Origin of the sequence: Stenotrophomonas maltophilia group sp. RNC7 (genome assembly GCF_030910085.1) — a bacterium.
Taxonomy (GTDB): domain Bacteria; phylum Pseudomonadota; class Gammaproteobacteria; order Xanthomonadales; family Xanthomonadaceae; genus Stenotrophomonas; species Stenotrophomonas sepilia.
On the sequence record NZ_JAVFVN010000361.1, the window covers coordinates 23,238 to 48,954 of the forward strand.

The following is a 25,717-nucleotide window of genomic DNA, read 5'->3' on the forward strand; positions in this document are numbered from 1 at the left end:
ATGCTCGGCTTGCGCGCGCCAGCGCGGTCGGAAGGAGAGCAGCCGAGCATGGCTCGGCTCTACACCGATGAGGTGCGCGGCCCGAACATGATCACCGCCATGCCGGCCAGGCACAGCGCTGCGCCCAGCAGGTCCCAGCGGCTGGGACGAATGCCATCGACCAGCCACAGCCAGAACAGCGCGGTGCCGATGTAGACGCCACCGTAGGCGGCATAGACCCGTCCACTGGCAGTCGGGTGCAGGGTCAGCAGCCAGGCGAACAGGGCCAGGCTGGCCGCCGCCGGCAGCAGCAGCCAGACGCTGCCTCCCTTGCGCAGCCACAACCATGGCAGGTAGCAGCCAACGATCTCGGCCAGCGCGGTCAGCAGGAACAGGCCAAGCGTTTTCACGCCTTCTCTGCTGCCTTGGCCTGCTGCCACAGTGCTTCCTGCGCATCCAGGTCCAGTTCGGCCAACGCCTCACCCTGTGCGTCGGCCTGCGCTTCCATCGCGCGGAAGCGACGCTCGAACTTGTGGTTGGCACCGCGCAGTGCAGCGCCCAGATCGATATCGGCATGGCGCGCCAGGTTGGCGCAGACGAACAGCAGGTCGCCCAGTTCTTCCTGCACGCGCGCCTTGTTGCCCGCGACATCGCCGCGTTCGAACTCCTCGCGCAGCTCCTGCAGCTCCTCGGCGGCCTTGTCCAGCACCGGCAGCGGACCCAGCCAGTCGAAACCGACCTTGGCGGCGCGCGACTGCAGCTTCACCGCCCGCTGCCATTCCGGCAGGCCGCGCGAGATACCGGCCAGTGCGGAGGTGTCCTGCTCGCCCTTGGCGGCGCGCTCGGCCCGCTTGATCGCCTCCCAGTTACGCATCACCCCGTCGGCATCGTCGACGCTGGCCTCGGCGAACACGTGCGGGTGGCGGCGCTGCATCTTGTCGCTGATCGCGCGGGCCACGTCTGCGAAGGCAAACGCCCCCTGCTCCTCGGCCATGCGTGCGTGGAACACCACCTGCAGCAGCAGGTCGCCCAGCTCGTCGCAGAGATCGTCCAGGTCGCCGCGGTCGATCGCATCGGCGACCTCGTAGGCTTCTTCGATGGTGTAGGGGGCGATGGTCGCGAAGTTCTGCTCCAGATCCCACGGGCAGCCGCCCTGCGGGTCGCGCAGCCGCGCCATGATCGCCAGCAGGCGCTCCAGTTCGTTGCTTGCGGCGCTGCCGGTGGTGGGGGTGTCGTGCGCGCTCATGCGGCCTCCAGGATCAGTCGGACAACCAGTCGCGCCATGGCAGGCTGGTATCACCAAGGGCAATGAAATCGCCGTTCAACAGGGTCTCGCGGCGGTTGTAGCGGAACGGCTTGCCGGTCGCCGCCGACAGCACCGCGCCGCCGGCGGCATGCAGCACGCACTGGCCGGCGGCCGTATCCCATTCAGAGGTCGGGCCCAGCCGCGGATAGACATCCAGGCCGCCTTCGGCGATCCGGCAGAATTTCAGCGACGAGCCTTGCGCGATGGTCTCGATGCGGCCCATGCGCGCCAGCAGCGCCTCGGTTTCCGGCGAACGGTGCGAGCGGCTGGCGGCAACGCGCAGCGGAGCCGTGGCCGGCGTGCGGGTGCGCAGCACGGTGTCATGCAGGCCCTGCCGCCGATAGGCCAGTTCGCCGCGCATGGCATGCCAGACAATGCCGGTGACCGGCGCCAGCACCACGCCGAATGCCGGCGCGCCCTGGTAGATCAAGGCGATGTTGACGCTGAATTCGCCGTTGCGCTTGACGAACTCGCGGGTACCGTCGAGCGGATCCACCAGCCAGTAAGCGCCCCAATGGCGGCGCTGCTCCCAGCCCACCTGCGCCGATTCCTCGGACAGGATCGGCAGGTCCGGTGTCAGCTGCCGCAGGCCCAGCTCAATGACCTGGTTGGCCGCCAGGTCGGCCGCGGTGACCGGGCTGTTGTCGTCCTTGATCTGGACCTCGAAGCCATCGGCATACACCTGCATGATGGCTTGGCCGGCCTGCTGGGCGATGGCGATGGCGGTCTCGCGCAGGTCCGTCGTCAGCTTGATCATCGCGTTCCCTGCAGCCACTGGCGGGCAATGAACAGCGCCGCCAGCGAGCGTCCCTCGGAGAAGTCCTCGCGCAACATCAGCTGGTCCAGTTCGGCCAGCTTCCACGGCACCACTTCCAGTTCTTCCGGCTCGTCGCCGGCCAGTTTTTCCGGGTACAGGTCGCGCGCCACCACCAGCCACGACTGGTGGCTCATGTAGGTCGGGGCCAGTGTCATCGCGCGCAGCACGTCGACCCGGCGCGCACCATAACCAGCCTCTTCCTTCAGTTCGCGGTCGGCAGCCTGCTCGGGGGTCTCGCCGGCGTCGATCCTGCCCTTCACCAGCCCCAGTTCGTAACGATGCATGCCGGCGGCGTATTCACGCACCAGCAGCACGGTTTCATCGTCGAGCATCGGCACCACCACCACCGCACCGTGACCACGGCTGACCAGGCGCTCGAAACGGCGACGTTCACCGTTGGAGAACTCCAGGTCCAGATGCTGGCGCTGGAAGGGGCCGTTCTCCTCATCGGTGATCCGATGGATGATCGGCAAGCGACGGCCGGCACGGTCATCGTTCATGCGGAATCTCCGCGGCGACCGGCGGCTGCGCCGGGGCCGATAGAATGTGCAGGCAGCAACATGTTCATGAGCCCGAAATGCTAGCAGACCCGACCCCCTCCCCGCTGGCCCGCCACTGGCGGCAGCGCGACCTGCAGGTGCTGTGGCACCCGTGCACGCAGATGCGTGAGCATCCGGACACCCTGCCGCTGGTGCCGATCGCCCGTGGCGAAGGCGCGTGGCTGATCGACCACGACGGCCACCGCTATCTGGACGCCGTCAGCAGCTGGTGGACCAACCTGTTCGGTCATGCCGAACCGCGCATCGGCGGTGCCATTGCCACCCAGGCCACGCAGCTGGAACAGGTGATGCTGGCCGGCTTCAGCCATGAGCCGGCCATCACCCTGGCCGAACGCCTGCTGGCATTGGCACCACGCCAGCCCGGCCGCGAGCCGCTGGCCAAGGTGTTCTACGCCGACAACGGCTCGGCCGGCGTGGAAGTGGCGCTGAAGATGGCCTTCCAGTATTTCCAGAACCGTGGGGAGCCGCGGCGCACGCGTTTCATTGCACTGGAAAACGGCTACCACGGCGAGACCCTGGGTGCGCTGGCGCTGGGTGACATCCCGCTGTATCGCCGCGTCTATGCGCCGCTGCTGGCCGAAGCGCTGTTCGCGCCGTCGCCCGATGCCTACCTGGCCGAACCCGGCCAGAGCGCGGCCGACCGCGCGCGGCAGGCTGCCGACGGCCTGGCCACGCTGTTCGACCAGCATCCGGGCGAGATCTGCGCGGTGATCCTGGAACCGCGCCTGCAGTGTGCCGGCGGCATGCGCATGCATGACCCGGTCTATCTGCAGCGCGTGCGCGAACTGTGCGATGCCCATGGCGCGTTCATGATCGCCGACGAGATCGCCACCGGCTTCGGCCGCACCGGCACCCTGTTCGCCTGCGAGCAGGCAGGGGTGATGCCGGACCTGATGTGCCTTTCCAAGGGTCTGACCGGCGGCTTCCTGCCGCTGGCCGCCGTGCTGGCCACGCAGGCGCTGTACGACGCCTTCCTCGACGACTCGCGCGAGCGCGCCTTCCTGCATTCGCACAGCTACACCGGCAATCCGCTGGCCTGCGCGGCGGCACTGGCGACGCTGGACATCTTCCGCGACGACGATGTGATCGCCCGCAACCGGGGCATCGCGTCGGTGATGGGCACGCTGGCGGCACCGTTTGCCGACCATCCGCACGTGGCCGACGTGCGCCAGGCCGGCATGGTGGTGGCGTTCGAGCTGTCGCGCGACGGCAACAGGCGCACGCCGTTCGACCCGGGCCTGCGGCTGGGCCTGCACGCTTACAAGGCCGCCCTCAAGCGCGGCGTGGTGCTGCGCCCGCTGGGCGACGTGCTGTACTGGATGCCACCCTATTGCGTGGATGACGAACAACTGGAGCTGCTGGCACACACCACGCTGGCGGCCATCGACGAGGCGATTGCATGCGCGTGACCCGCTGCCCCATCGACCTGGCGCTGCACAGCGGCCAGACCGTGACCCTGCCGGAAGAGACGGCCAACCACCTGGTGCGGGTGATGCGCCTGCGCGAGGGAGACACCTGCGTGCTGTTCAACGGCGACGGCCATGACTACAGCGCCACGCTGACCGTGGCCGGCAAGCGCGAGGTACAGGTGCGCATCGATGCTGTGCAGGCCATCGATAATGAATCACCGCTGGCGATCACCCTGCTGCAGGGCATCGCCCGTGGCGAGAAGATGGACCTGATCCTGCAGAAGGCCACCGAACTGGGCGTGGCGGCGATCATTCCGGTCAACGCCGAGCGCACCGAGGTGAAGCTCGATGCTGCGCGCGCCGAGAAGCGCGTGGCGCACTGGAACAACGTGGTGACGTCGGCCTGCGGCCAGTCCGGGCGTGCGCGCATTCCGCGGGTGGGGCCTCCGCTGTCGCTGGCGCAGGCCGCGGCGGCGCTGCCGGCCGATACGCTGCGGCTGACCCTGGATCCGCGGGGCGCACATCGCCTGTCGACGCTGACGGCCGCTCCGGCAGGGGGCGTCGTGCTCGCGATCGGCCCGGAAGGGGGCTGGTCGCCGCGCGACCGCGACCAGCTGGCAGCGGCAGGGTTCCAGGGACTGCAGCTGGGCCCGCGGATCCTGCGCACGGAAACGGCCGGGCTGGCCGCGGTCGCGGCGTTGCAGGCGCGGTTGGGCGACCTGGGATAAGACAGGTTCGTGGTAGTGCCGGCCGCTGGCCGGCATCCACGGGATCAGGAGGTTGCCGGCCAACGGCCGGCACTACCGCGACCAACGCGTCCAGGGCAGCAGCCGAGCGCAGGCTCGGCTCTACAGGGCCCGCGCCAGATTGCAGTTTCCTTGTAGAGCCGAGCCATGCTCGGCTCGGTGCCGGTCGGCAGCCGGCACTACCGTTTGGTAGATCAGGCCGCCAGTGAATCCAGGGCGGCTTCCAGTGCGTCCAGGTTCGGCAACAGCGCGCTCTGCTCACCCAGCAGCACGCGCATGTGCACGGTCTGCGGCAGGGTTTCTTCGGAGGCGTCGGCCAGCAGGCCGTCGCGCGGCACCGAGATCAGCTGCGGGAAGTTCTGCGTCAGCAGCGCGTAGTACGGGCGCTGCGCGTTGCCGCTGAGGGACTTCAGCACCACCACCTTGTTGTGGCCGGCCACCGTCTCTTCGCCCAGCCCCGAAAGGCGTGCGAACGACACCAGCGGCACCTGCCAGCCGTGCCAGCCGATCTCGCCAACCAGCCAGCGCGGCGCATCGGAGACCGGCTGCACCGGCACGCGCGACATCATTTCGGCCACGGTGGCATTGGGCAGCAGCACGCGCTCGTTGCCGGCCTGGATCAGGACGCCGCGGATTTCGTCATTGCTGGCGTAGCTCATGGTGCGTCTCCGTTGTCGTCCTGCTCACCCCAGCGCGCGGCAATTGCCTGCGCCAGTTCCTGCGGTTCACCGGCCACCATGCCGGCAGCCACCACGGCGGTGGCCGCCGCCGGGTCATAGCAGCCCTCGCCCACCTGCCCGGCCACCCACGCACCGGCGGCAGCCAGGTCCAGCGCCGGGCCTACGTGGGCCAGGTCGGCACCGCTGAGCAGCACCAGCGCGGTGTGTTCGGCCGGCAGCGAAGCGAGCGAAATACCATTGGCATCGCTCTGGAAATGCAGGCCATCGCTGGCCGCGCGCACGCCGATATCATCGGCCAGCACGTGCACCTCGCCCGGCACCGCGTGCTGGCCGGCCTCGGCCAGCTGCACCGGCAACGGCGAAACGCGGGACATCTGCTTGACCAGGTTGCCGTAGCGGCCACCATCCAGACGCATGTGCACCAGGACCGGCACGCTCAACGACGCGGGCAGTGCGCCGAGCAGGCGACGCAACGCATCCGGGCCACCGATGCCGGCCAGCACCAGCAGCGATGCGGCACGCGCACCGGCCGGGGCGGCGGCATCCAGATCGACCAGGCTCAAATGATCGGTATCGAACGAGGGCTGCGGCGCGACGACCGGCGCCACGGCTTCTGCCGATACGGGTGCTTCGATCGATTCCTCGACCAGCGACCAGGCGGTGTGATCGAAGGAGACCGGCGGTGTCGCGGGCGCCGCCGGTTCGGCCAGTGCGTGCGGCGCCGAAGGCGGATCCAGAGGCTCGAGCACGACCGGCTGCAGCGCCGCCAGGGCCTGCTCCAGCGCGATCGGTTCGTGCAGGTCTGCCGGTGGCGAATACAGGCCGTCGGCCGGAACGTCATCGGCCCAGCTCAGCGCCTGTTCCAGGTGTGGCCGCAGGGCTTCTTCCTGCGGCGCCGGCGCGGGCGCCGGATGACCAGGCTCCAGCTGCAGGCTGGGCTCTTCTTCGGCGCCCGGCGGCAACACCTGCTGGTGGCCGTGCAGCTTGGCGGCCAGGTGGCGCCCCCAACGTTGCGCCTCCCAGCCGTCGCGGCGGGCGGCCAGCTCAGCCTCATCGAACACCAGGGTCAGCCCCGGTGCCGAGAGCGCGGATTCCAACCGTTCCAGTGCGTCCTCGATGGCAGCTTCCAGCGCGATCACCACGAACTGCGGATCCGCGGCCTGCAGGACCTGCGGCTCGAGGCCGTTCGGATCATCTTCCAGGACCAGCTGTACATCGGCATGCGCCAGCGCCTCGCGCAGGCGTTCACGCGCCGCACCGGGGCGGGCCAGCAGGGCGACGGCCGGGGCCGGATGGGTTTCACTCACGGACACGGGCGATCCCCAGCAGGTCGTACACGTTACGCATCAGGTCCAGTTCCTGGTACGGCTTGCCCAGATAACGCTGGACACCGATCTCGAAGGCACGCTGGCGGTGCTTGTCGCCGCTGCGCGAGGTGATCATCACGATCGGCACATCCCTGTATCGCGGATCGGCACGCATCACAGTGGCCAACTCGTAGCCGTCCATGCGCGGCATCTCGATGTCCAGCAACATCAGGTCCGGCACGCGCTCTTCCAACCGCTCCAGTGCTTCCACGCCATCGCGGGCGACACTGACTTCGAAGTTGTGGCGTTCGAGGATGCGGCCGGTCACCTTGCGCATGGTCAGAGAGTCATCGACCACCATCACCAGCGGCACCTGGCGTTCGTCGCGCGGCGCATTGGCCAGCACCGGTGCCGTCGGATTGGCCAGGAAGCGGCGCACCAGCGGCGCGACGTCCAGGATCACCACCACGCGGCCATCGCCGGTGATGGTGGCACCGTAGATGCCCGGTACCGATGCGATCTGCAGGCCGACCGGCTTGACCACGATTTCGCGGTTGCCCAGCACCTGGTCGATCGCCACGGCTGCACGCAGGTCACCGGCACGGACCAGCAACAGCGGCACCTGGTCCTGGCCATCGGCACGCGCCGGGGCCTGCCCGACCAGGCTGCCGAGGTCATACAACGGATAGTCTTCGCCGCTGTAGCGGTAGCTGCTGTCGGCGGCCTCGAAACGTTCGCGCGACAGGCGGCCGATACCGCTGACCGAGGCCACCGGCACGGCGAAGGTGGTCTCGCCGATCTGCACGAACACCGCCTGGGTGACGGCCAGCGTCTGCGGCAGGCGCAGGGTGAAGCGCACGCCCTGGCCGCGCACCGACTGGATGTCGACCGAGCCGCCCAGCTGGCGCACTTCGTTGCGCACCACGTCCATGCCCACGCCACGACCGGCCAGCTGGCTGACCTGGTCGGCGGTGGAGAAACCGGAGGCGAAAATCAGGTTGTCCAGTTCCTGATCGTTCGGCTGCGCGTCGGCGGCCAACAGGCCACGGTCGATGGCGCGGCGGCGGATCGCTTCGCGATCGAGGCCGGCACCGTCATCGGCCACTTCCAGCACGATTTCCGAGCCTTCACGGTGCAGGCGGATGGCAACTTCGCCCTCTTCCGGCTTGCCGGCGGCGCGGCGCTGTTCCGGCGCTTCCAGGCCATGGGCCACCGAGTTGCGCAACATGTGTTCGAGCGGCGCGACCATGCGATCGAGAACATTGCGGTCCAGTTCGCCGTGGGTGCCTTCCAGGGTCAGGTGCACCTGCTTGCCGGTATCCATGCCGGACTGCCGGACCACGCGGCGCAGGCGCGGCACCAGGCCATCGAACGGCACCATGCGCGCGCGCATCAGGCCGTCCTGCAGCTCGGAGCTGACGCGCGACTGCTGTTGCAGCAGCGAATCGTACTGGCGCGACAGATCGTCCAGCACCCCTTGCAGGCCGCCAAGGTCGGCCGCCGATTCGTTCAGCGCACGGCTGAGCTGTTGCAGCGTGGAGAAGCGGTCCAGCTCCAGCGGATCGAACTTCTGGTCTGCCTGGTCCTGCTCACGCTGGTAGCGGGCGACGATCTGCGCTTCGGTTTCCAGGTCGAGCCGGCGCAGCTGGTCGCGCAGTCGCGCGTTGGTGCGCTCCAGCTCGCCCATCGCACCACGGAACGCGCCGAGCTGCTGCTCAAGGCGCGAGCGGTAGATCGCCACTTCACCGGCATGGTTGACCAGGCGGTCGAGCAGATCCGCGCGCACGCGCACCTGTTCCTGCTGCGGGCGTGCCAGCGGATCTTCATCGACCACGCCTTCGGCCGGCAGCGGTGCCGACAGCGGCGCGTCGAGCAGTGCCGGCGCCGGACTGGCGACCGCTGCCGAAACAGTTTCCGCGACGCTCGCCACGTTGGCTACAGCTACGGCAGCCGCCGCTGCCGCAGCGAGATCGGTGGTCGTACGCACTTCGAACGCGTCGACCAGGTCCTGTGCCGGTTCCACCACGCGATGGTCGCCGGTGTGGGTGAGCAGCTGGTGCAGGCGATCGAATCCGCGCTCCAGCAACTGCACATCGCGGCGTTCGATCTCGGTGCGACCAGCGGCGACGGCTTCCAGCAACGATTCGATGCTGTGGCCAAGATCGCCGATGGCGTTGATGCCGGCCATGCGTGCGCCACCCTTCAGGGTATGCAGGTCACGCTGCAGGCCGGCCAGCACCTCGCGGTCCTGCGGCGCATCGCGCAGCTCGCTGATCAGGCCATCGCAGTGGTCGAGCAGGTCCTTGCCTTCCTCGACGAAGATGTCGACCAGCTCGCGATCGTAGACGCTGAAGTCGAGCGTATCGGCGCTGTCTTCCGGCACCGGGATGTCAAGGACGTCGGGTGCCACGGTTTCAGCCACGTCGGCGTCAGGCGCGCCAACGGCCGGGGCATCCGACACGGCATCGGCAGCTTCGGCGTGGACTTCCACCTGGCCCGGCGCGTCTTCCAGTTCGAAGAACCGGACCGGTTCGGCGGTGGCCGGCGCCGCGGCCTCCGCGATCTCCTCATTCACCGTCGCCGGGGACGGCTGATCGGCGCTCTCTCCTTCACCGATCGCCGCCTCCCCGCCGACGTCCGCATCCTCGGCAAAGGCTTCCGCCTCGCCCGGCGCGAGTTCGCTGGCCTGCAGGCCGAGCACGGACCATTGCCCGTCGTCGGCCAGGGGCTGCTCTTCGTCGATCACGTGCAGGCCGGCCTCGAGCGCGGCGTCCAGCGAGACCGGTTCTGCAAACCCCGGCGCAGCCATTTCATCCTGCAGGCTCGACAGCTCGCTGTCGAGTGGCAGTGCAGCAGGCGTCTCGAATGCCTCAGGGTCAGCGACGTGCACGTGATCGAACGAGGACGCATTCAGGTCAGATGCGACGGCTTCGACAGCATCCGGAATCTCTTCGGCATCGCGGTCGTCGACCGGCAGCGCACTGGCATCCAGGTACGGCGACAGATCGTCCACGACGGTCAAACCGGCATCGTCGGCCAACAGCGGCGCGCTTTCGGCCTCCGTCTCGACACCGTCTACCTCAACGCCCGGAACATCGTCGGCCACCTGGATCGATTCGACCACCGGTAGCGACGCCGCTCCCTCACCCGGTACCGACGGCCATCCGGCATCGAAGTAGCGCGAAAGATCGTCGCTGGCGGTCAGCTCACCAACCTCCAGCCCGCCCTCGCCCTCAATCGCCGCATCCTCGACCGGGGCTTCGGCGACATCGGCAACTGCCTGTGGTTCCTGCTCCGGCGCGACGGACGAAGGCGGTACCGCATCGGTTTCAGGCGCGATGGCTGCCGAGGCGTCCGCATCCCATTCCGCCGTCGGTTCGTCATCCAGCGCCAGCTCGGCTTCGTCGTCCTCCAGGCCCACCATCGGCCAGCGCGCTTCCGGCAACTCGCTGGCCAGCGCCTGCAGGCGCTGTGCCAGTACCTGTTGCGGTGCGATGCGCGGCTGTTCGGCCTGCAGCGCTTCCATGGTGGCGGTGATCGCCTGCGCGGTCGCATCCAGCGCGGCCACGCCTTCATAATTCGGCACCACCTCGGCGGCCAGTGCACGCTTGATGTAGGACTCGGCACCGCCGGTTACAGCCGTGATCTCGGGCACTTCGGTCATCGCGAAGGCGCCGTTCATGGTGTGCACTGCGCGCAGGAGTGCGTCGCTGACCGGCTGCGGTGCCTGCTGCGCCGAACGCAGCCAGTCCTGCAGGGTGGCCTGGTGGACTTCCACCTCGGCCTCGAGAATCTCGCGCAGCACGCTGTCGATGTTGGCCGGCGTGCCGGTGGTTTCGGCCTCCTCGGCGGTATCGGCCAGCGCCGAAGCGGCAATCTCCGCGTCGAGAATGCGGCTGATCTCGTCTTCGCCCACGGCTTCGGCCAGCGGTGCGACCGGTGCAGTGGCCCCAGGCAGGGGGACGTAGTAGGTTTCCTCGCCTGCACCGACACGATCGGCGATGGCCTGCATGGCCTGCAGGTCGACGCTGATGCGCTGGCCATGGCGCAGCGCCGCGTTCAGCTGGGGCAGCGCCGCATGCGCGTTGTCGACCATCGCCAGCACGGCGGGGGATGCAGCGCGGCTGCCATCCAGCACGCGGTTGAGCATGCCTTCGATCTTCCACGCGAACTCACCCAGGGTGCGTGCGCCGACCAGGCGGCCACTGCCCTTGAGAGTATGGAAGATGCGGCGGATCGGGCGCAGCCGGTCCATGTTGTCCGGCTGCATCCGCCATGCCGGCAGCAGCGTGCCGAGATTGGCCAGCTCATCGTCGAACTCTTCCAGGAACACCTCGCGGATGTCCTCGTCGATGTTCTCGGCATCGTCATCGAAACCGGCGTCGAAGCCCGCATTGGTGTCAGCATCGGTCCCGGCAACGGCCGAATCCACCGCCTCCGGCGCTGCCGCAGCGGCCATCGCCTGTGGATTGAAGCCGGCAGCGGCCGCACTCAACTCGGCGAAGAACTGGGCGTCGGCCTCGCTGAAATCGATCGGCGCGATGGTGTCGATATCGATCACCGACACGGCCGGCGCCGAGGTTTCCGCTGCCGGGATGGGCGCTTCGATCGACGGCGGCGTGATCAACGTTGCCGGCAGGTCATCCGGGGCCTCATCCACCTCGGCCAGCACTGCGGGCGATACATCGGCCAGCGGCGGGACGACGGCATCGACGATCTCCAGCGAAGGATGCAACGCGGCGTCATCGTCCAGCGACAGCGTTTCCATCGCATGCAGCGACAGCACGTCGTCAGCGTTGTCCAGCGCGTCGGCATCGAAGCGGAACACCACGTCGTCGGCCACGGCAGCCGCATCCTGTTCGGCCGCCACCGGGTCGAATACCGGTGCAGCATCGAAAGCGGTCGCGGAGGAATCCACCGCGTCCGTCATCTCATCGATCACAGGCGCTGCGGTGTCCTCAAGCATCTGCGGCGCCTCGGACAGCGACCACTGCGGTGCACCGGGGTGGCCGCTGTCAGCCAGTTCGAAGCTGACCGGATCGAAACTGGCGAAGGTCGGGCTGCGCTCGTCATCGGCAGGCACGATGGCGTCGGCCTCCGGATGGAACGGCGCCAGCTCCCACTGCGGGACATCCGGCGCAGGTGCGCTGGACGCCGCGAAGACCAACGATGCCTCCGCATCGTCGTGCGTCGGCGACGGCGAAGCATCGATATCAGCCTTGCTGGCGGCCACGGTGCCCAGTGCGCCGAACATCAAGCGGTTGTCGGACACCATCGGCGCCGGCGAGGCCGGCGGCGGATCGAAGGTGAAGTCCGGCAGTGGCACCGGCACGTCGCCGGCAGCGGGCGCCGCAGGCTGCACCGGAACCTCGATGCGCTCCGGCTGCAGCGGCTCGGCCTGCAACGCAACCGGCTCACGTTCGACCGGCAGCAGTGCCGGCGCTTCCGGCGCGACGGCATTGTGCTCCGGCAGCGGCCAGTAGCGCAGAGCCTCGAGGCTGCTGCGGGTGATTTCGAGGATGTCCTCGCGGCCCGGGCGGCGGTCGCGCAGGGCTTCCAGGTAGTACTCCAGGCTGGCCATGGCATCGGCCAGGGTGTCCAGCTGGCGGCCACTGGGCACGCGCTGGCGGCCGATCAGTTCGGCCTCGATGTACTGCTGCACGCCGCGCAGGTAATCGGCGGCGGTACCCAGGTCGAGCATGCGCAGCGCGCCGGACACATCGCCCAGCAGGCGTGGTACATCCTGCAGCTCGGCATGGTTCCAGCTGGTTTCGATGAAGGCGACGAAATGCTCGCGGGCAGCGGCGAAGTTGGCGATGGCTTCATGCGCCAGCACCTCCACCGTGCGCCGGTTCTCGACCGCGCTCGGATCGTCCTCGCCACTGCCGCCGGCGCCCAGATGGGCAACCTGGTCGTCCAGCGAGGCATCGACGTACAGCAGTGCACCGGCAATATCCAGCAGCAGGTTCTCGTCAATCTGCTGGCGACCTTCAACCACGCCGCGCAGCGCATCGCGCTGCTGCACGACCACGCCGCGGGCCACGCCCAGGCCCATCATGCCCAGCGTGTCGGCCACGGCGCCAAGCTCGTTGGCCTGGGTCTGCAGCTGTTCCGGCGCACCACCGGTGCGCAGGTGCAGGTCAAGCGCATCCTTGATGCGCAGCAGTTCTTCCTTCACCGCACTGCCGACCGTGTCGAGCAGCTCGCGGTTGCGTCCGCTCAGGCTGCCACGGGCATGGTCCAGCTCGGCCTCGGTGGCGGTGACGCTCTCCGGCGCAAAGGCCAGCAGCACACTGTCAGTGACGCCTTCTTCGCCGCGCGACGCACGGATCTCGTTGAGCAGCGGCATCAGCACGATCGGAATGTCGCGATGGCCGTTCTGCAGGCGTTCCAGATAGTCGGGCAGCAGCACGCTGCCACGCATCAGGGTTGCGCAGGCTTCATCACGGTCGGCCACGCGACCAGCGCCGATGGCATTGGCCAGCTGCTCCAGTTCTTCGGCCACCATCGCCGGGGCATACAGCTCGACCATGCGCAGGGTGCCCTGCACCTGGTGCAGGTAGCCGGCGCAGATGCGCATGCGGCTGGCATCGGTCGGGTCTTCGGCGTAGTACTCGACCTCGTTGCGCACCTGGCGCAGGGTCTCGTCCAGCTCGGGCTTGACCCAGCCCAGCGCTGCGTGGCTCATCGCATCGCGCAGACTGCTCATGGACGCGCTCCGTTCGCCGCCGCGCGGTGGCCGCGCGAGTTCTGGCGTGGGGAATGGAAATGCTTCATCGACTGGTTCCTTGCTCGCCGCCCTGCCCGCGTCACGCCGGCAGCTTGAAGTCGGCGACCGAACGGCGCAGGTCCGCCGCCAGCTGCGCGAGGTGGCCGATCGACTCGGCGGTCTGTCCGGCACCCTGCGAGGTCTGCCCGGTGATCTGCCGGATCACGCCCATGGTGCGGGTGATGTCCGAGGCGGCGGCCGACTGCTGCTGGGCGGCGATGGAGATGTTCTTGATGAGGGTGTTCAGCGCGTTTGACACGCGTTCGATCTCGGTCAGCGCGGTACCGGCGTCCTCGGCCAGGCGCGCACCAGACACCACTTCGGCCGTGGTCTGCTCCATCGAGGTGACCGCTTCATTGGTGTCGGCCTGAATGGCCTGGACCAGGTTTTCGATGCGTCGGGTCGCACCCGAGGTGCGTTCTGCCAGGCGCTGCACTTCGTCGGCCACGACCGCGAAACCGCGGCCCGCTTCACCGGCCGACGCGGCCTGCACCGCCGCGTTCAACGCCAGGATGTTGGTCTGCTCGGAGATGTCGTTGATCAGTTCCACGATCGAGCCGATTTCCTGCGACGACTCGCCCAGGCGCTTGATGCGCTTGGAGGTTTCCTGGATCTGGTCACGGATCTGGTCCATGCCCTGGATGGTCTCGCGCACCACGCCGGCACCTTCGGCAGCGATCACCACCGAGCGCTGTGCCACGTCGGCCGACTCGGCCGAGTTGCGCGACACCTGCTCGATGCTCGCCGCGATCTCCCCGATGCGGTCCGAAGCCGAGGTGATCTGGTTGGCCTGGTGCCCCGCGGCCTCTGCCAGCTGCATGGCGGTGGCCTGGGTTTCCTGGGTGGACATCGCGACCTTGGCCGAGGTGTCGTTGATGGTGGTCACCAGGTGGCGCAGCTCATCAACCGCGTAGTTGATCGCGTCGGCGATCGCGCCGGTCATGTCCTCGGTCACCGAGGCCTTCACCGTCAGGTCGCCCTCGCCGAGCGAGGAGATTTCGTCCAGCAGCCGCATGATCGCCTGCTGGTTGCGGCTGTTGAATTCCACCTGGGTCTGGTAGCGCAGTTCCTGCTCGCGCGAGCGGCTGCGCACGTTGGTGGAGACGAAGCCGATGATCGCGATCAGCGACAGCGCACCGGAGACCACGCCAATCCAGAAGTTCGGGAACAGGCGGGTGTCGGATACCGAGCCGAACGAGGAGAACGCGTCGAACAACTTGCGGCTGTCATCCAGCATGTGGGCCGAACCCTGGCCCAGCGCGGTGGCAGCGGACTGCGCCGCGAACAGCTGGCGCGAGCTGGCCAGGATCGCGTCGGCGTCCTGCTTCATCGCTTCCCACTTCTGCTGTGACTGTTCCAGCGCGGCCACGGCGGCGGCACCGCGCACGGCGGTGATGCCCAGTTCCTCGTTGCCGTTGCGCAGGCCGTCGAGCACCTGCGAGAACACGGTGATGTCACGTGCCAGCGCATCGCCGGAGGTCGCCGCGGCGCTGCCACCGGCACGCATTTCGGTCACGCGGCGGGCCATCGAACCGGCCACCACAACCTGCTGCAGCGCGCTGTACACCTGCGACGACGGCGCGCCGGAAGCGGACATCGCACGCACCAGCTCGTTCAGCTGGGCCTGCAGGCCCGGCACTGCGCCGGTGAAGTTGTTCGCGTTGCCGGCCAGCGCCAGCACGGCCGGTTCGCTGGCCACCAGCTGCCCGGCCTGCTTGCCCAGCGGCGCCCAGGTCTCGCCGAGGGTGGCGATGGCACCGGCTACGCCCGGCTCCTTGCCGTAGCGTCCCTGCAGGGTCGACACGTTCTGCTCGATCGCGTTGCGGGTGGCCTTGAAGGCGGTGAAGGCCTGGGCGTTGCCGCCGACCGCGTCACGTCCCTGGTTGGCCAACTGCTGCGACAGCACCTGCAGGTCGGCGGCCTTGGAGCCGGCGTCGGCAAGGCGGCTGCCCTGCCAGGTGGCGACGCCGGTGTTGACGCCGAACAGGATCATCGATGCCAGCAGCAGGAACAGCCAGAGGTTGCTGCCGCCCAGCCGCAGCTTGCCGGTCTTGGTGGCGTCCGAAGCAGTACTCATCGTTCAACCTCGATCTTCAATGCAGGGGGCGATGCCTGGCCTCAGGCCGCGGCTTGCCGGAATTCAGGGGTGCGCGACAGCAGCGAGAGCGAGAACACGCCCCAGTCATGGCCGTCGGCATGGAAAGCACGATCGACGAAATGCCCGTAGCGGCCTTCTGCCAACGTGCCCGCTTCGATCTGCTGGTCCAGCTCGAAGCTGCGCTGGCCGAACAGTTCATCGATGGTCAGTGCGACGTCGCCGCCGGCCTGGCGCATGATCAGCACGCGCTGGCCTTCCTGCTGCACGGTGCGCGTGCCTTCCAGGAAGTACTTCAGGTCGACCACCGGGAACAGGTTGCCGCGCAGGTTGCCCACGCCCAGCAGCCAGGGCTGCGCACAGGGTACCGGGGTCACCGGCGGCATCGGTACGATTTCCACCACTTCGCGGAAATCGGACACCAGCCGGCGCTGACCGACGCGGAAACCCACGCCACGCCACAGGTCCTGGGCAAACTGCTTTCCGGGCAGCTGCACCGCATGGGCCAGGCTGCGCCGTTCATAGGCTTCAAGGATGTCGAAGGGCGAGCGCATCAGGCCACCAGTTCGTTGATCCGCGCGATCAGTTCATCCTCGCGCGGCGGCTTGACGATGTAATCGGCGGCGCCCTGGCGCAGGCCCCAGGCCTTGTCGGTTTCCATCGCCTTGGTGCTGACGATGATCACCGGGATGTGCTTGATCGCCGCATCACGGGCCATCGCACGGGTCGCCTGGAAGCCGCTCATGCCGGGCAGGACCACGTCCATCAGCACCAGCTGCGGCACCTGGTCGCGGACCAGCTGCAGGCCATCCTCGGCGTTGTCCGCTTCCAGCACTTCGTGGCCGGCACGGCGCAGCCACTGGGTGAACACCGCGCGGTCGGTCGGTGAATCCTCGATCAGGACGATACGAGCCATTGTGCCTTTCCCCCCTGGTCAGGCGTTGACGTATGTGCGGATGGCACCCAGCAGTTCTTCACGCGTGAAAGGCTTGGTCAGGTACTGCTCCGAGCCGACGATGCGTCCCCGCGCCTTGTCGAACAGGCCATCCTTGGACGACAGCATGATGACCGGGGTCGCCTTGAACAGCTGGTTGCCCTTGATCAGCGCGCAGGTCTGATACCCGTCCAGGCGCGGCATCATGATGTCGACGAAGATGATCTGCGGTTGCTGGTCTGCGATCTTGGCAAGCGCTTCGAAGCCGTCGGTGGCGGTGACCACCTCGCAGCCTTCGCGCTTGAGCAGCGTTTCCGCAGTCCTGCGGATGGTCTTCGAATCATCGATGACCATTACCCGGAGTCCTGCGAGTTCCCCGCCCGCAGTCGTGTTTTCAGTCATTGCCTATCCCCAAGCGCACGGCCCGATCTCTGGCGGGGGCCGCTGCGAAAGCGTATCTATATCGCACTTTCCGCGCCCGCTTCAAGGCCGCCCCACGGCGCGGGGCATGGCCCCCTCCTGAACGTGACGGGTTTCGCAATGAGTGCGCGACCGCCGGGCGGACGCTGCGTTGCAGTATGGCAGGGAGGCGCGCGACCGGCGTTGCCGCTACCATCAACGCCTTGCCTGACAGGTGCGACCATGCCGTTGAACGTCATCGTGGTGATGGACCCCATCGCCCACATCAAGATCGCCAAGGACACCACCTTCGCCATGCTGCTGGAAGCCCAGCGCCGCGGCCATGCCCTGCACTACGTGCGGCCGGGCGGACTGGCCCTGGAAGGTGGCGTGGCGGTGGCCCAGACCGCGCCGCTGCAGGTGCGCGACGACCCGGCCGGCTGGTATGAGCTGGGTGAGTTCAGCCGTACCGAGTTCGGGCCCGGCCAGATCGTGCTGATGCGCAAGGACCCGCCGGTCGACGCCGAGTACATCTACGACACCCAGGTGCTGGACGTGGCCGCCGCTGCCGGTGCCTGCGTGGTCAACAACCCGCAGGGCCTGCGCGACTACAACGAGAAGCTGGCCGCCCTGCTGTTCCCGCAGTGCTGCCCGCCGACCCTGGTCAGCCGCGATGCCAAGGCGCTGAAGGCCTTCGCCCTCGAACACGGCCAGGCCGTGCTGAAGCCGCTGGACGGCATGGGCGGCCGCTCGATTTTCCGCAGCGGCCAGGGCGATCCGAACCTGAACGTGATCCTGGAGACACTGACCGACGGCGGCCGCAAGCTGGCGCTGGCCCAGAAGTTCATTCCCGACATCACCGCCGGCGACAAGCGCATCCTGCTGGTCGACGGCGAACCGGTCGATTACTGCCTGGCACGCATTCCCCAGGGTGACGAGTTCCGCGGCAACCTGGCGGCCGGCGGCCGTGGCGAAGGGCGCCCGCTGAGCGAGCGTGACCGCTGGATCGCCGGCCAGGTTGGCCCGGAGATGAAGCGTCGTGGCATGCGCTTCGTCGGCCTGGACGTGATCGGCGATTACCTGACCGAGGTCAACGTGACCAGCCCGACCTGCGTGCGCGAGCTCGACGCGCAGTACGGCTTGAACATTGCCGGCACCCTGTTCGACGCGCTCGAGGCCGGCCTGCGCTGATGCCGTCCGCACCCGCCGTTCTGCCCCCGCCGCCACGCGAAGCGCAACGGCTGGGGGCCACCATCGCACTGTCGGTGCTGGTCCACGCCCTGCTGATCCTGGGCGTGGGCTTCGCCGTGAAAGGCGATGCTCCGCTGGTGCCGACGCTGGAAGTGATCTTCAGCCAGACGCGCACCGCACTGACGCCAAAGCAGGCTGATTTCCTTGCCGCCGCCAACCAGGAAGGCGGTGGCGAGCACGACCGCGCACAGCGTCCGCGCGACAACCAGGCCGGCATCGTGCCGCAGGCGCAATCCGGACTCAGCCCGGTTCCCCAGCAACAGCAATCGGCCGCGCCGGTTCCGCCGCCGCAGGCACGGGTGGTCAGCAGCCGCAACGGACAGGACTCGGTGGCACAGGCGCAGGCCCAGCCAACCCCGGAACGCCCCGAGCCGGACGCGCCGTTGAGTGCACGCGAGCAGCGCGATGTGGAGATGGCGCGACTGGCTGCCGAAGTGCATCTGCGCTCGGCGCAGTATGCCAAGCGCCCGAATCGCAAGTTCGTGTCGGCCAGCACGCGTGAATATGCCTATGCCAATTACCTGCGTGCTTGGGTCGACCGTGCCGAGCGCGTCGGCAACCTGAATTATCCGGACGAGGCCCGGCAGCGACGGCTCGGCGGCCAGGTGGTGATCAGCGTGGGCGTGCGGCGCGATGGCAGCGTGGAGAGCAGCCGCATCCTGCGTTCAAGCGGGACGCCGCTGCTGGATGAAGCGGCGCTGCGGGTGGTGACGCTGGCGCAGCCGTTCCCGCCGTTGCCAAAGACCGAGGACGAGATCGACATCCTGCAGGTCACCCGTACCTGGGTGTTCCTGCCGGGCGGCACGCTGCACGACGACCGGTAAGGTTTTGGTGCCCGGGCCTGCGGCCCGGGACCCGCTGAAGGGCTAGAGCAACAGCAACAGCAGCGGTTGGTGTCCTGAAGCTTGGCGGGGCGGTGTCGGGCGGCGGGGACGCCGCAAGTACGTCCGTGTAGGCTTGGCAGCCGCTTGCTCGTGTGCGCTTTCCTGCGCACACGGCAAGACCGGGGTTGGGCGTCCTGCCCAACCCGCCCGAGGCATGCCTCGGGCTCATGCGGCTGACACCCCGCACTCCGACACCGCCCCACCTCTGACAGATTCCCGCGATCGGGTATATCCACGCCGTGCTTGGATGAAATCTGTCAGATATCGATACCCAACGAGCTGTTCCGACAGATCGCAGAGAACTGTCGAAGGCGGGGTGGGTCCGGTTGAGGGGGCGTGAGCCGCATGGATGCGGCGACCGAGCTTACATGGGTGAGGGCGCTTTGCTTGCGAAGCACTGCTTCGCAAGCGCCCGAGCGCACAGCCGCCAGCGGCTGGGCCGGGCCCCGGAGGGGTACTTGCAGCGTCTCCCGCAACCGGATCCACCCCGCCATCCCACGGATAGCCGCTGTTGCTGTTGCCTTGGCTTGAAGCGGGTGCAGGGCCGCAGGCCCTGCCGCTACCCCTGTTCCCGGCGCCCGCGCAGGATGTCGCGGAACCACTGGCGGTGATGCTTGTACGCCCACCCATAGGTCACCTTGCCCTGGGTCATCGCCCGCACCGATCCCTTGATCCAGAGCGCCGCATAGATGTGCACCACGATCGCGCAGACCAGCACCCAGCCGAACAGCGCATGGGCCAGCACCGAGAAGCGGATCACTCCGATCGGGAAGAAATGACTGAAATACTGCCGCCAGATCACGAAGCCGGTCAGCAGCAGTGCTGACAGGCAGCCGATGATGGCCCAGAACAGCAGCTTCTGGCCGGCATTGAAGCGACCGACCGGTGGCAGCTTTTCATCCTCGTTGCGCAGCACATCGCGCATGCCGCGCATCCACGCGCGGTCATCGGCGGTCGGCAGGTTGTCGCGCCACATGCGCAACGCCAGCAGCGCAAAGCCCACCACCATGGCCAGGCCGATGAACGGATGCAGGATGCGCGTCCACGGGCCGCCACCGAACAGCTGGGTCAACGGGAACAGGGCAGGGTGGAACAACGCCAGCCCGGACAGCGCGGTCAGCACGAAGCAGATCGCCACGATCCAGTGATTGATGCGGGTCGGCGCGCGGTAGCGGATGATCTGCCGCGGGTGCGGGGCGTATTTCATGGCCGCTGCTCCTCTTCGATCTTCTTCGCCTCGTGCTCGGCTTCTTCTTCTTCCTCGTCGTTGACCGTGTTGCGGCCGATGCCGATGTAATGCAGGAACCCAGCAAAGGCCGTAGCGGCGATCGCCAGCACGCCCAGCGGCTTGGCTACGCCCTTCCAGACTTCCACCATCGGGCTGATGCGCGGGTCCTTGGGCAGGTCGGCGTACAGCTCGGGCTTGTCCACGTGCTGCAGCACGTACATCACATGGGTACCGCCGACGCCCTGCGGGTCGTACAGGCCGGCATTCTCGTAGCCGCGCGATTTCAGGTCTTCCACGCGGCCGGCGGCATGCTCGGTCATCGCCTGTTTACTGCCGAAGGTGATCGCCCCGGTCGGGCAGGTCTTCACGCATGCCGGCTCCTGACCGACCGCCACCCGGTCCGAACACAGCGTGCACTTGTAGGCCTTGTGGTCCTTCTTGGAGATGCGCGGTACGTCGAACGGGCAGCCGGTCACGCAGTAGCCGCAGCCGATGCAGTTCTCTTCCTGGAAGTCGACGATGCCGTTGGCATACTGGATGATCGCGCCGGGCGACGGGCAGGCCTTCAGGCAGCCCGGGTCGCTGCAGTGCATGCAGCCCTCCTTGCGGATCAGCCACTCCAGCTTGCCCTTTTCGTCCTCGTACTCGCGGAACTTCATCACCGTCCACGACTGTTCGCTCAGATCGGGCGGGTTGTCATAGCTGCCAACGCAGCTGCCCACTTCGTCGCGCAGGTCGTTCCACTCCATGCAGGCGACCTGGCAGGCCTTGCAGCCGATGCACTTGCTCACATCGATCAGCTTGGCGACCTGGCCGGTGTGCGCACCGCGCGCCTCCGGCGAGGGCGTGGTGGTGGCCGAGCGGCGGATGATGTCCAGCGATTGCAGTGACATGGCGTTTCTCCTACACCTTCTCGACCTTGACCAGGATGCACTTCGATTCGGGCGTCTGCGAGTTGCCGTCACCGATGGCATTGGTCAGCGTATTGGCGATATATCCGGGCTTGGCCGCACCGAGGAAGCCCCAGTGGATCGGCACGCCCACCTGGTGCACGGTCTTTCCATCGATCTGCAGGGCCTTGATCCGCTTGGTCACCATCGCAACGGCTTCGATATGGCCACGCTTGGAACTCACCCGCACGCGGCTGCCGTTGGTGATGCCCAGCTCATCGGCCAATGCCGCGCCGATCTCGACGAACTGCTCGGGCTGGATGATGGCGTTCAACTTGCCGTGCTTGGTCCAGAAGTGGAAATGCTCGGTCAGGCGGTAGGTGGTGGCCACATGCGGGAACTCGTCCGGCGAACCGATCTGTGCACGGTCGCTGGCGAACACGCGTGCCGCCGGGTTGTTCAGCGTCAGGGCCTGGCCGGGGCTGAGCGGGTTGCTGCGCAGCGGCGTATCAAAGGGCTCGTAGTGCTCCGGGAACGGTCCCTCGGCCATGCCGGCCTTGGCGAAGAAGCGGGCGATGCCTTCCGGGTTCATGATGAACGGGCCCATCCCGCCGGCGGGATCTTCGTCGGCCTTGAAGTCCGGCACGTCCACGTTGCCCCAGTTCTTGCCGTTCCAGGCCAGCAGCGTGCGGCGCGGATCGAAGGGCTGGCCGGCCACGTCGCACGAGGCGCGGTTGTACATCACGCGGCGGTTGGCCGGCCACGCCCATGCCCAGCCCAGCGTGTTGCCGATGCCGGTCGGGTCACTGTTGTCACGCCGCGCCATCATGTTGCCGGTCGGACCCCAGGCGCCGATGTAGATCCAGCAGCCGGAGGCGGTGCTGCCGTCGTCGCGCAGGTCGCCAAACGCGGCCAGCTGCTCGCCGGCCTTGCGCACCAGCCTGGTCGGGTCCTTCGGATCGAACACGTCCACGAGCGCCTTGCCGTTGTATTCCATCGCCAGTTCTTCCGGCGTCGGCAGCTCCGGGTTGGCGTACTTCCAGGCCAGGTCGCGCACCGGCTCCCACCACGCACCGCCATCCTTCTCGTACATCGCTTTGATGCGATGGAACAGCTCGGACATGATCTCGATGTCGCTGCGCGCTTCGCCCGGCGGGTTGGCCCCCTTCCAGTGCCACTGCAGCCAGCGCGATGAATTGACCACCGCGCCGTTCTCCTCGGCGAAGGAGGTGGTGGGCAGGCGGAACACTTCGGTCTGGATCGTGCTCGGGTCGACGTCGTTCAGTGCGCCGTGGTTCTGCCAGAAGGCGATGGTCTCGGTTTCCAGCGGATCCATGCTGACCATGAACTTCAGCTTGGAGAACGCGCTGATCAGCTTGCCCTTGTTCGGCGCCGAAGCCAGTGGGTTGAAGCCCTGGCAGATGTAGCCATGGATCTTGCCCTCGTTCATCAGCTCGTACGCCTGCAGCATGTCGTACGGCTTGTCGAGCTTGGGCAGGTAATCGAAGCACCAGTTGTTGTCGGCGGTGGCGGCATCGCCCCACCACGATTTCATCAGGCTGACGTGGAACTTCGGGTAGTTCTGCCAGAACGACATCTGGTTGGCGCGCAGGGGCTTCTGCGTGCGCTTGGCGATGTAGGCCTCGTAGTCCTGCTCATCCTGTTTCGGCAGGGTCAGGTAGCCGGGCAGCAGGTCGGACATCAGGCCGATGTCGGTCAGGCCCTGGATGTTGGAGTGCCCGCGCAGCGCGTTCATGCCACCACCGGCCACGCCGATGTTGCCCAGCAGCAGCTGCACCATGGTGCCGGCACGCACGTTCTGCGCGCCGATCGAGTGCTGCGTCCAGCCCAGCGCGTACAGGATGGTCATCGCCTTGTCCTTGCCGGCGGTGGACGCGATCATGTCCCACACCTGGCGGATGCTGTCGGCCGGCGTGCCGCAGATGCGCTCGACCATCTCCACGGTGTAACGCGCGTAGTGTTGTTTCAGCAGGTTGTAGACGCAGCGCGGGTCCTTCAGCGTCGGGTCGCTGCGCACGAAGCCATCGTCACCGTAGGCGTAGTCCCAGCTGGAACGGTCGTAGCTGCGCTTCTCTTCGTTGTAGCCCGAATACAGGCCGTCCTTGAAGGCGAACTCGTCCTTCACCAGGAACGACATGTCGGTGTAGTTCAGCACGTACTCGTGCTGGATGCGGTCCTCGGTCAGCAGGTAGTTGATCAGGCCGCCCAGGAACACGATGTCGGTACCGGTGCGGATCGGCGCGTACACATCGGCCACCGCGGCCGAGCGGTTGAAGCGCGGATCGACCACGATCAGCCGGGCCTTGTTGTGCGCCTTGGCCTCGGTCACCCATTTGAACCCGCACGGATGCGCCTCGGCGGCATTGCCACCCATGATCAGGATCAGGTCGGCATTCTTGATGTCGACCCAGTGATTCGTCATCGCACCACGGCCTAGCGTCGGGGCAAGACCTGCCACCGTCGGGCCGTGTCAGACACGTGCCTGGTTGTCGAATGCCAGCATGCCAAGGGAGCGGACGACCTTGTGGGTCAGCACCGCGGTCTCATTGCTGGTGGCCGAGGCCGCCAGCATGCCGGTGGTCAGCCAGCGGTTGACCGTCTGCCCGGCTTCGTTCTTCTGCACGAAGTTGGCGTCGCGGTCTTCCTTCATCAGCCGCGCGATGCGATCCAGCGCATCGTCCCAGCTCAGCCGCTTCCACTCGTTGGAGCCCGGCGCGCGGTACTCGGGGTAGAGCAGGCGCGACTTGCTGTGGATGATGTCGGCCAGGCCGGCACCCTTCGGGCACAGCGTGCCGCGGTTGACCGGATGGTCCGGGTCGCCCTCGATATGGAAGATGCTCGGCTCGGCGTTCTTGGCGCCATCGCCGAGGCTGTACATCAGGATGCCGCAGGCCACCGAACAGTAGGTACAGGTGTTGCGGGTCTCGGTCGCGCGGGTCAGCTTGTATTGCCTGACCTCCGCGAGCGCGATGCCGGGCGCGAAGCCCATCAAGGCCAGGCTGGAGCCGACCAGGGTTGTCCCGGTCACTTTCAGGAACTGGCGGCGGCTCATCGATGGCATGCCGTTCTCCTGGGATGGCGGGGAGGCGCAGGCCTCCGGGCTGTCGTTGGGTACGGGCCGGTTATAGCACAGGCCCCCGGATGCCCATGTGGCACAAGGCGCGGCGCCTGCCGGGCGGGCCCGGAAAGGGCCTGCTCTGGTAAAGTTGCGTGCCCGCCCCCTGGGGAAGCGTCTGCCGGGCCTGGTTCCAGGATGTTCCGCGCAGCCCCCGCCGTCCTGGCGCGATCCTCCGCGCCGGACCTGGAACACCGAGGAAAAATTTTGCGAAATCAACCAATTGGGTTCCGCGCATGAGCGCCCCGTCGAAGCCGTCGGACGCCGTTGCGCGCGGCACGCTGTACATCGTGGCCGCCCCGTCCGGCGCCGGCAAGAGCAGCATCGTCAATGCCACCCTGGCGCGTGACCCGCAGATCGCCCTGTCGATCTCCTTCACCTCGCGCGCGATGCGCCCCGGTGAGGTGAACGGCCAGCACTACCACTTCGTCAGTGCCGAGAAGTTCGAGCAGATGATCGCCGCCGGCGACTTCTTCGAACACGCCTGGGTGCACGGCGACTGGAAGGGCACGGCCCGGCAGTCGGTGGAACCGCAGCTGGCCGCCGGCCAGGACGTGCTGCTGGAGATCGATTGGCAGGGCGCGCAGCAGGTGCGCCAGCTGGTGCCGGGCACGGTCACCGTGTTCATCCTGCCGCCGTCCAAGCAGGCCTTGCAGGACCGCATGCGCAAGCGCGGCCAGGACAGCGAAGCGGTCATCGCCCAGCGGCTGGGGGCAGCCCGCGATGAAATGCTGCACTTCAACGAGTTCGACTACGTCATCGTCAACGAGGTATTCGACACTGCCGTGGACGAGCTGTGCGCCATCTTCACTGCCAGCCGCCTGCGCCGGGAGGCCCAGAAGGTCCGCCACGCCGGCCTGATCCAGGCGCTGCTGACCCCCGATCCGGGTGCAACTGACTGATTCCAAAAGAATCGGGTAGGGGTTGGCTTGATTTTGTCCAGCCCCTGCCAGTACACTCCGTCCCCTTTCCCTCATTCGACTGAGCGGCCGACCGGTCGCCGGGAGCCCGTATGGCCCGCATCACCGTAGAAGATTGCCTGGAAGTCGTTAACAACCGTTTCGAACTGGTCATGATGGCGTCCAAGCGTGCCCGCCAGCTCGCCAACGGCGTGCAGGCCACGCTGGACAACAGCGAGACCGAGGACAAGCCGACCGTGCTGGCGCTGCGCGAAATCGCCGCCCGCAAGATCGACAACGCCCTGATCGACGAAGTCGAGAAGGCCGAGCGTGAGCGCGCCGAGCGCGAAGCGCTGGAGTGGGCTGCCGCCGAAGTGGTCGCCGACGAAGACATGTCCAAGAACGACGATTGATCGCATCGATCAACG

General features: G+C 67.5%; 20 protein-coding genes. 6 read left to right on the top strand and 14 right to left on the bottom strand.

All coding sequences use genetic code 11. The features are described 5' to 3' along the window. Positions 1 to 59: 59 nt before the first annotated feature. The 4 genes from RCF13_RS06065 to nudE are packed head-to-tail and all read right to left on the bottom strand — an operon-like array spanning position 60 to position 2,602. On the bottom strand, positions 60 to 389 hold the full coding sequence (locus RCF13_RS06065) for a YnfA family protein (RefSeq protein WP_072168556.1): 330 nt from the start codon (positions 387 to 389) through the stop codon (positions 60 to 62). Beyond that, a complete protein-coding gene (gene mazG / locus RCF13_RS06070; protein ID WP_134968393.1) occupies positions 386 to 1,225 on the bottom strand; it encodes a nucleoside triphosphate pyrophosphohydrolase in 840 nt (279 codons plus the stop codon). Before mazG ends, RCF13_RS06065 begins: the two co-directional genes overlap by 4 nt. Before the next feature lie 13 nt (positions 1,226 to 1,238). Next, positions 1,239 to 2,042, bottom strand: coding sequence for a 3'(2'),5'-bisphosphate nucleotidase CysQ (gene cysQ, locus RCF13_RS06075; RefSeq protein ID WP_053499520.1), 804 nt, complete (start codon positions 2,040 to 2,042; stop codon positions 1,239 to 1,241). Beyond that, a complete protein-coding gene (gene nudE / locus RCF13_RS06080; RefSeq protein ID WP_005418435.1) occupies positions 2,039 to 2,602 on the bottom strand; it encodes an ADP compounds hydrolase NudE in 564 nt (187 codons plus the stop codon). Before nudE ends, cysQ begins: the two co-directional genes overlap by 4 nt. A 77-nt stretch (positions 2,603 to 2,679) precedes the next feature. Here nudE and bioA point away from each other — a divergent pair, with 77 nt between their 5' ends. Together bioA and RCF13_RS06090 are read left to right on the top strand one after the other, a co-directional pair. Beyond that, positions 2,680 to 4,071 (top strand): adenosylmethionine--8-amino-7-oxononanoate transaminase, encoded by a 1,392-nt coding sequence (gene bioA, locus RCF13_RS06085; RefSeq protein WP_061478895.1) that lies wholly within the window; start codon positions 2,680 to 2,682, stop codon positions 4,069 to 4,071. Beyond that, positions 4,062 to 4,799, top strand: coding sequence for a 16S rRNA (uracil(1498)-N(3))-methyltransferase (locus tag RCF13_RS06090; RefSeq protein ID WP_180870121.1), 738 nt, complete (start codon positions 4,062 to 4,064; stop codon positions 4,797 to 4,799). Before bioA ends, RCF13_RS06090 begins: the two co-directional genes overlap by 10 nt. A gap of 212 nt (positions 4,800 to 5,011) precedes the next feature. Here RCF13_RS06090 and RCF13_RS06095 read toward each other — a convergent pair whose 3' ends face one another. From RCF13_RS06095 to pilG, 7 genes are all read right to left on the bottom strand, one after another. Further along, a complete protein-coding gene (locus tag RCF13_RS06095; RefSeq protein WP_005418442.1) occupies positions 5,012 to 5,476 on the bottom strand; it encodes a chemotaxis protein CheW in 465 nt (154 codons plus the stop codon). Further along, complete coding sequence (locus RCF13_RS06100; RefSeq protein WP_231352256.1) at positions 5,473 to 6,810, bottom strand: chemotaxis protein CheB; 1,338 nt, start codon at positions 6,808 to 6,810, stop codon at positions 5,473 to 5,475. Before RCF13_RS06100 ends, RCF13_RS06095 begins: the two co-directional genes overlap by 4 nt. Next, a complete protein-coding gene (locus RCF13_RS06105) occupies positions 6,797 to 13,513 on the bottom strand; it encodes an Hpt domain-containing protein (protein ID WP_134968905.1) in 6,717 nt (2,238 codons plus the stop codon). Before RCF13_RS06105 ends, RCF13_RS06100 begins: the two co-directional genes overlap by 14 nt. Positions 13,514 to 13,613: 100 nt before the next feature. Then, complete coding sequence (locus RCF13_RS06110; protein WP_049415562.1) at positions 13,614 to 15,650, bottom strand: methyl-accepting chemotaxis protein; 2,037 nt, start codon at positions 15,648 to 15,650, stop codon at positions 13,614 to 13,616. 41 nt (positions 15,651 to 15,691) lie between these two features. Beyond that, positions 15,692 to 16,222, bottom strand: coding sequence for a chemotaxis protein CheW (locus RCF13_RS06115; RefSeq protein WP_005418454.1), 531 nt, complete (start codon positions 16,220 to 16,222; stop codon positions 15,692 to 15,694). After that, positions 16,222 to 16,584 (bottom strand): response regulator, encoded by a 363-nt coding sequence (locus RCF13_RS06120; RefSeq protein ID WP_005410717.1) that lies wholly within the window; start codon positions 16,582 to 16,584, stop codon positions 16,222 to 16,224. Before RCF13_RS06120 ends, RCF13_RS06115 begins: the two co-directional genes overlap by 1 nt. A gap of 18 nt (positions 16,585 to 16,602) precedes the next feature. Further along, complete coding sequence (pilG, locus tag RCF13_RS06125) at positions 16,603 to 17,004, bottom strand: twitching motility response regulator PilG (RefSeq protein WP_005418455.1); 402 nt, start codon at positions 17,002 to 17,004, stop codon at positions 16,603 to 16,605. A 240-nt stretch (positions 17,005 to 17,244) separates the two neighbouring features. On the opposite strand from pilG, the gene gshB reads away from it, so the two are divergent. After that, complete coding sequence (gene gshB, locus RCF13_RS06130; protein WP_061478899.1) at positions 17,245 to 18,192, top strand: glutathione synthase; 948 nt, start codon at positions 17,245 to 17,247, stop codon at positions 18,190 to 18,192. After that, the gene (locus RCF13_RS06135; RefSeq protein WP_134968907.1) at positions 18,192 to 19,076 is read left to right on the top strand and encodes an energy transducer TonB; all 885 of its coding nucleotides are present in this window, start codon (positions 18,192 to 18,194) and stop codon (positions 19,074 to 19,076) included. Before gshB ends, RCF13_RS06135 begins: the two co-directional genes overlap by 1 nt. A 619-nt stretch (positions 19,077 to 19,695) precedes the next feature. Here RCF13_RS06135 and RCF13_RS06140 read toward each other — a convergent pair. The 3 genes from RCF13_RS06140 to fdnG are packed head-to-tail and all read right to left on the bottom strand — an operon-like array spanning position 19,696 to position 24,336. Beyond that, positions 19,696 to 20,343, bottom strand: coding sequence for a formate dehydrogenase subunit gamma (locus tag RCF13_RS06140; RefSeq protein WP_134968540.1), 648 nt, complete (start codon positions 20,341 to 20,343; stop codon positions 19,696 to 19,698). After that, positions 20,340 to 21,257: a formate dehydrogenase subunit beta gene (gene fdxH, locus RCF13_RS06145; protein WP_012481154.1), complete on the bottom strand. Its 918-nt coding sequence runs from the start codon at positions 21,255 to 21,257 to the stop codon at positions 20,340 to 20,342. The genes RCF13_RS06140 and fdxH overlap by 4 nt, the downstream gene beginning before the upstream one ends. A 10-nt stretch (positions 21,258 to 21,267) precedes the next feature. Continuing rightward, the gene (gene fdnG / locus RCF13_RS06150; protein WP_141653593.1) at positions 21,268 to 24,336 is read right to left on the bottom strand and encodes a formate dehydrogenase-N subunit alpha; all 3,069 of its coding nucleotides are present in this window, start codon (positions 24,334 to 24,336) and stop codon (positions 21,268 to 21,270) included. A 290-nt stretch (positions 24,337 to 24,626) separates the two neighbouring features. Between fdnG and gmk the strand changes: the two genes are divergently transcribed. Both gmk and rpoZ read left to right on the top strand, forming a co-directional pair. Further along, positions 24,627 to 25,292, top strand: coding sequence for a guanylate kinase (gmk, locus tag RCF13_RS06155; RefSeq protein WP_005410878.1), 666 nt, complete (start codon positions 24,627 to 24,629; stop codon positions 25,290 to 25,292). 110 nt (positions 25,293 to 25,402) lie between these two features. Then, positions 25,403 to 25,702 carry a DNA-directed RNA polymerase subunit omega gene (gene rpoZ / locus RCF13_RS06160; protein WP_005410877.1) on the top strand — a complete coding sequence of 100 codons (300 nt, stop codon included), beginning with the start codon at positions 25,403 to 25,405 and terminating at the stop codon, positions 25,700 to 25,702. Positions 25,703 to 25,717 lie beyond the last annotated feature (15 nt).

Coding starts and splice junctions, on each gene's coding strand:
- rpoZ (WP_005410877.1), top strand. CDS start 25,403: ATGGCCCGCATCACCGTAGAAGATTGCCTGGAAGTCGTTAACAACCGT.
- RCF13_RS06110 (WP_049415562.1), bottom strand. CDS start 15,650: ATGAGTACTGCTTCGGACGCCACCAAGACCGGCAAGCTGCGGCTGGGC.
- bioA (WP_061478895.1), top strand. CDS start 2,680: ATGCTAGCAGACCCGACCCCCTCCCCGCTGGCCCGCCACTGGCGGCAG.
- RCF13_RS06105 (WP_134968905.1), bottom strand. CDS start 13,513: ATGAGCAGTCTGCGCGATGCGATGAGCCACGCAGCGCTGGGCTGGGTC.
- fdxH (WP_012481154.1), bottom strand. CDS start 21,257: ATGTCACTGCAATCGCTGGACATCATCCGCCGCTCGGCCACCACCACG.
- RCF13_RS06135 (WP_134968907.1), top strand. CDS start 18,192: ATGCCGTCCGCACCCGCCGTTCTGCCCCCGCCGCCACGCGAAGCGCAA.
- RCF13_RS06140 (WP_134968540.1), bottom strand. CDS start 20,343: ATGAAATACGCCCCGCACCCGCGGCAGATCATCCGCTACCGCGCGCCG.
- RCF13_RS06120 (WP_005410717.1), bottom strand. CDS start 16,584: ATGGCTCGTATCGTCCTGATCGAGGATTCACCGACCGACCGCGCGGTG.
- cysQ (WP_053499520.1), bottom strand. CDS start 2,042: ATGATCAAGCTGACGACGGACCTGCGCGAGACCGCCATCGCCATCGCC.
- mazG (WP_134968393.1), bottom strand. CDS start 1,225: ATGAGCGCGCACGACACCCCCACCACCGGCAGCGCCGCAAGCAACGAA.
- nudE (WP_005418435.1), bottom strand. CDS start 2,602: ATGAACGATGACCGTGCCGGCCGTCGCTTGCCGATCATCCATCGGATC.
- RCF13_RS06090 (WP_180870121.1), top strand. CDS start 4,062: ATGCGCGTGACCCGCTGCCCCATCGACCTGGCGCTGCACAGCGGCCAG.
- pilG (WP_005418455.1), bottom strand. CDS start 17,004: ATGACTGAAAACACGACTGCGGGCGGGGAACTCGCAGGACTCCGGGTA.
- gshB (WP_061478899.1), top strand. CDS start 17,245: ATGCCGTTGAACGTCATCGTGGTGATGGACCCCATCGCCCACATCAAG.
- RCF13_RS06115 (WP_005418454.1), bottom strand. CDS start 16,222: ATGCGCTCGCCCTTCGACATCCTTGAAGCCTATGAACGGCGCAGCCTG.
- RCF13_RS06095 (WP_005418442.1), bottom strand. CDS start 5,476: ATGAGCTACGCCAGCAATGACGAAATCCGCGGCGTCCTGATCCAGGCC.
- gmk (WP_005410878.1), top strand. CDS start 24,627: ATGAGCGCCCCGTCGAAGCCGTCGGACGCCGTTGCGCGCGGCACGCTG.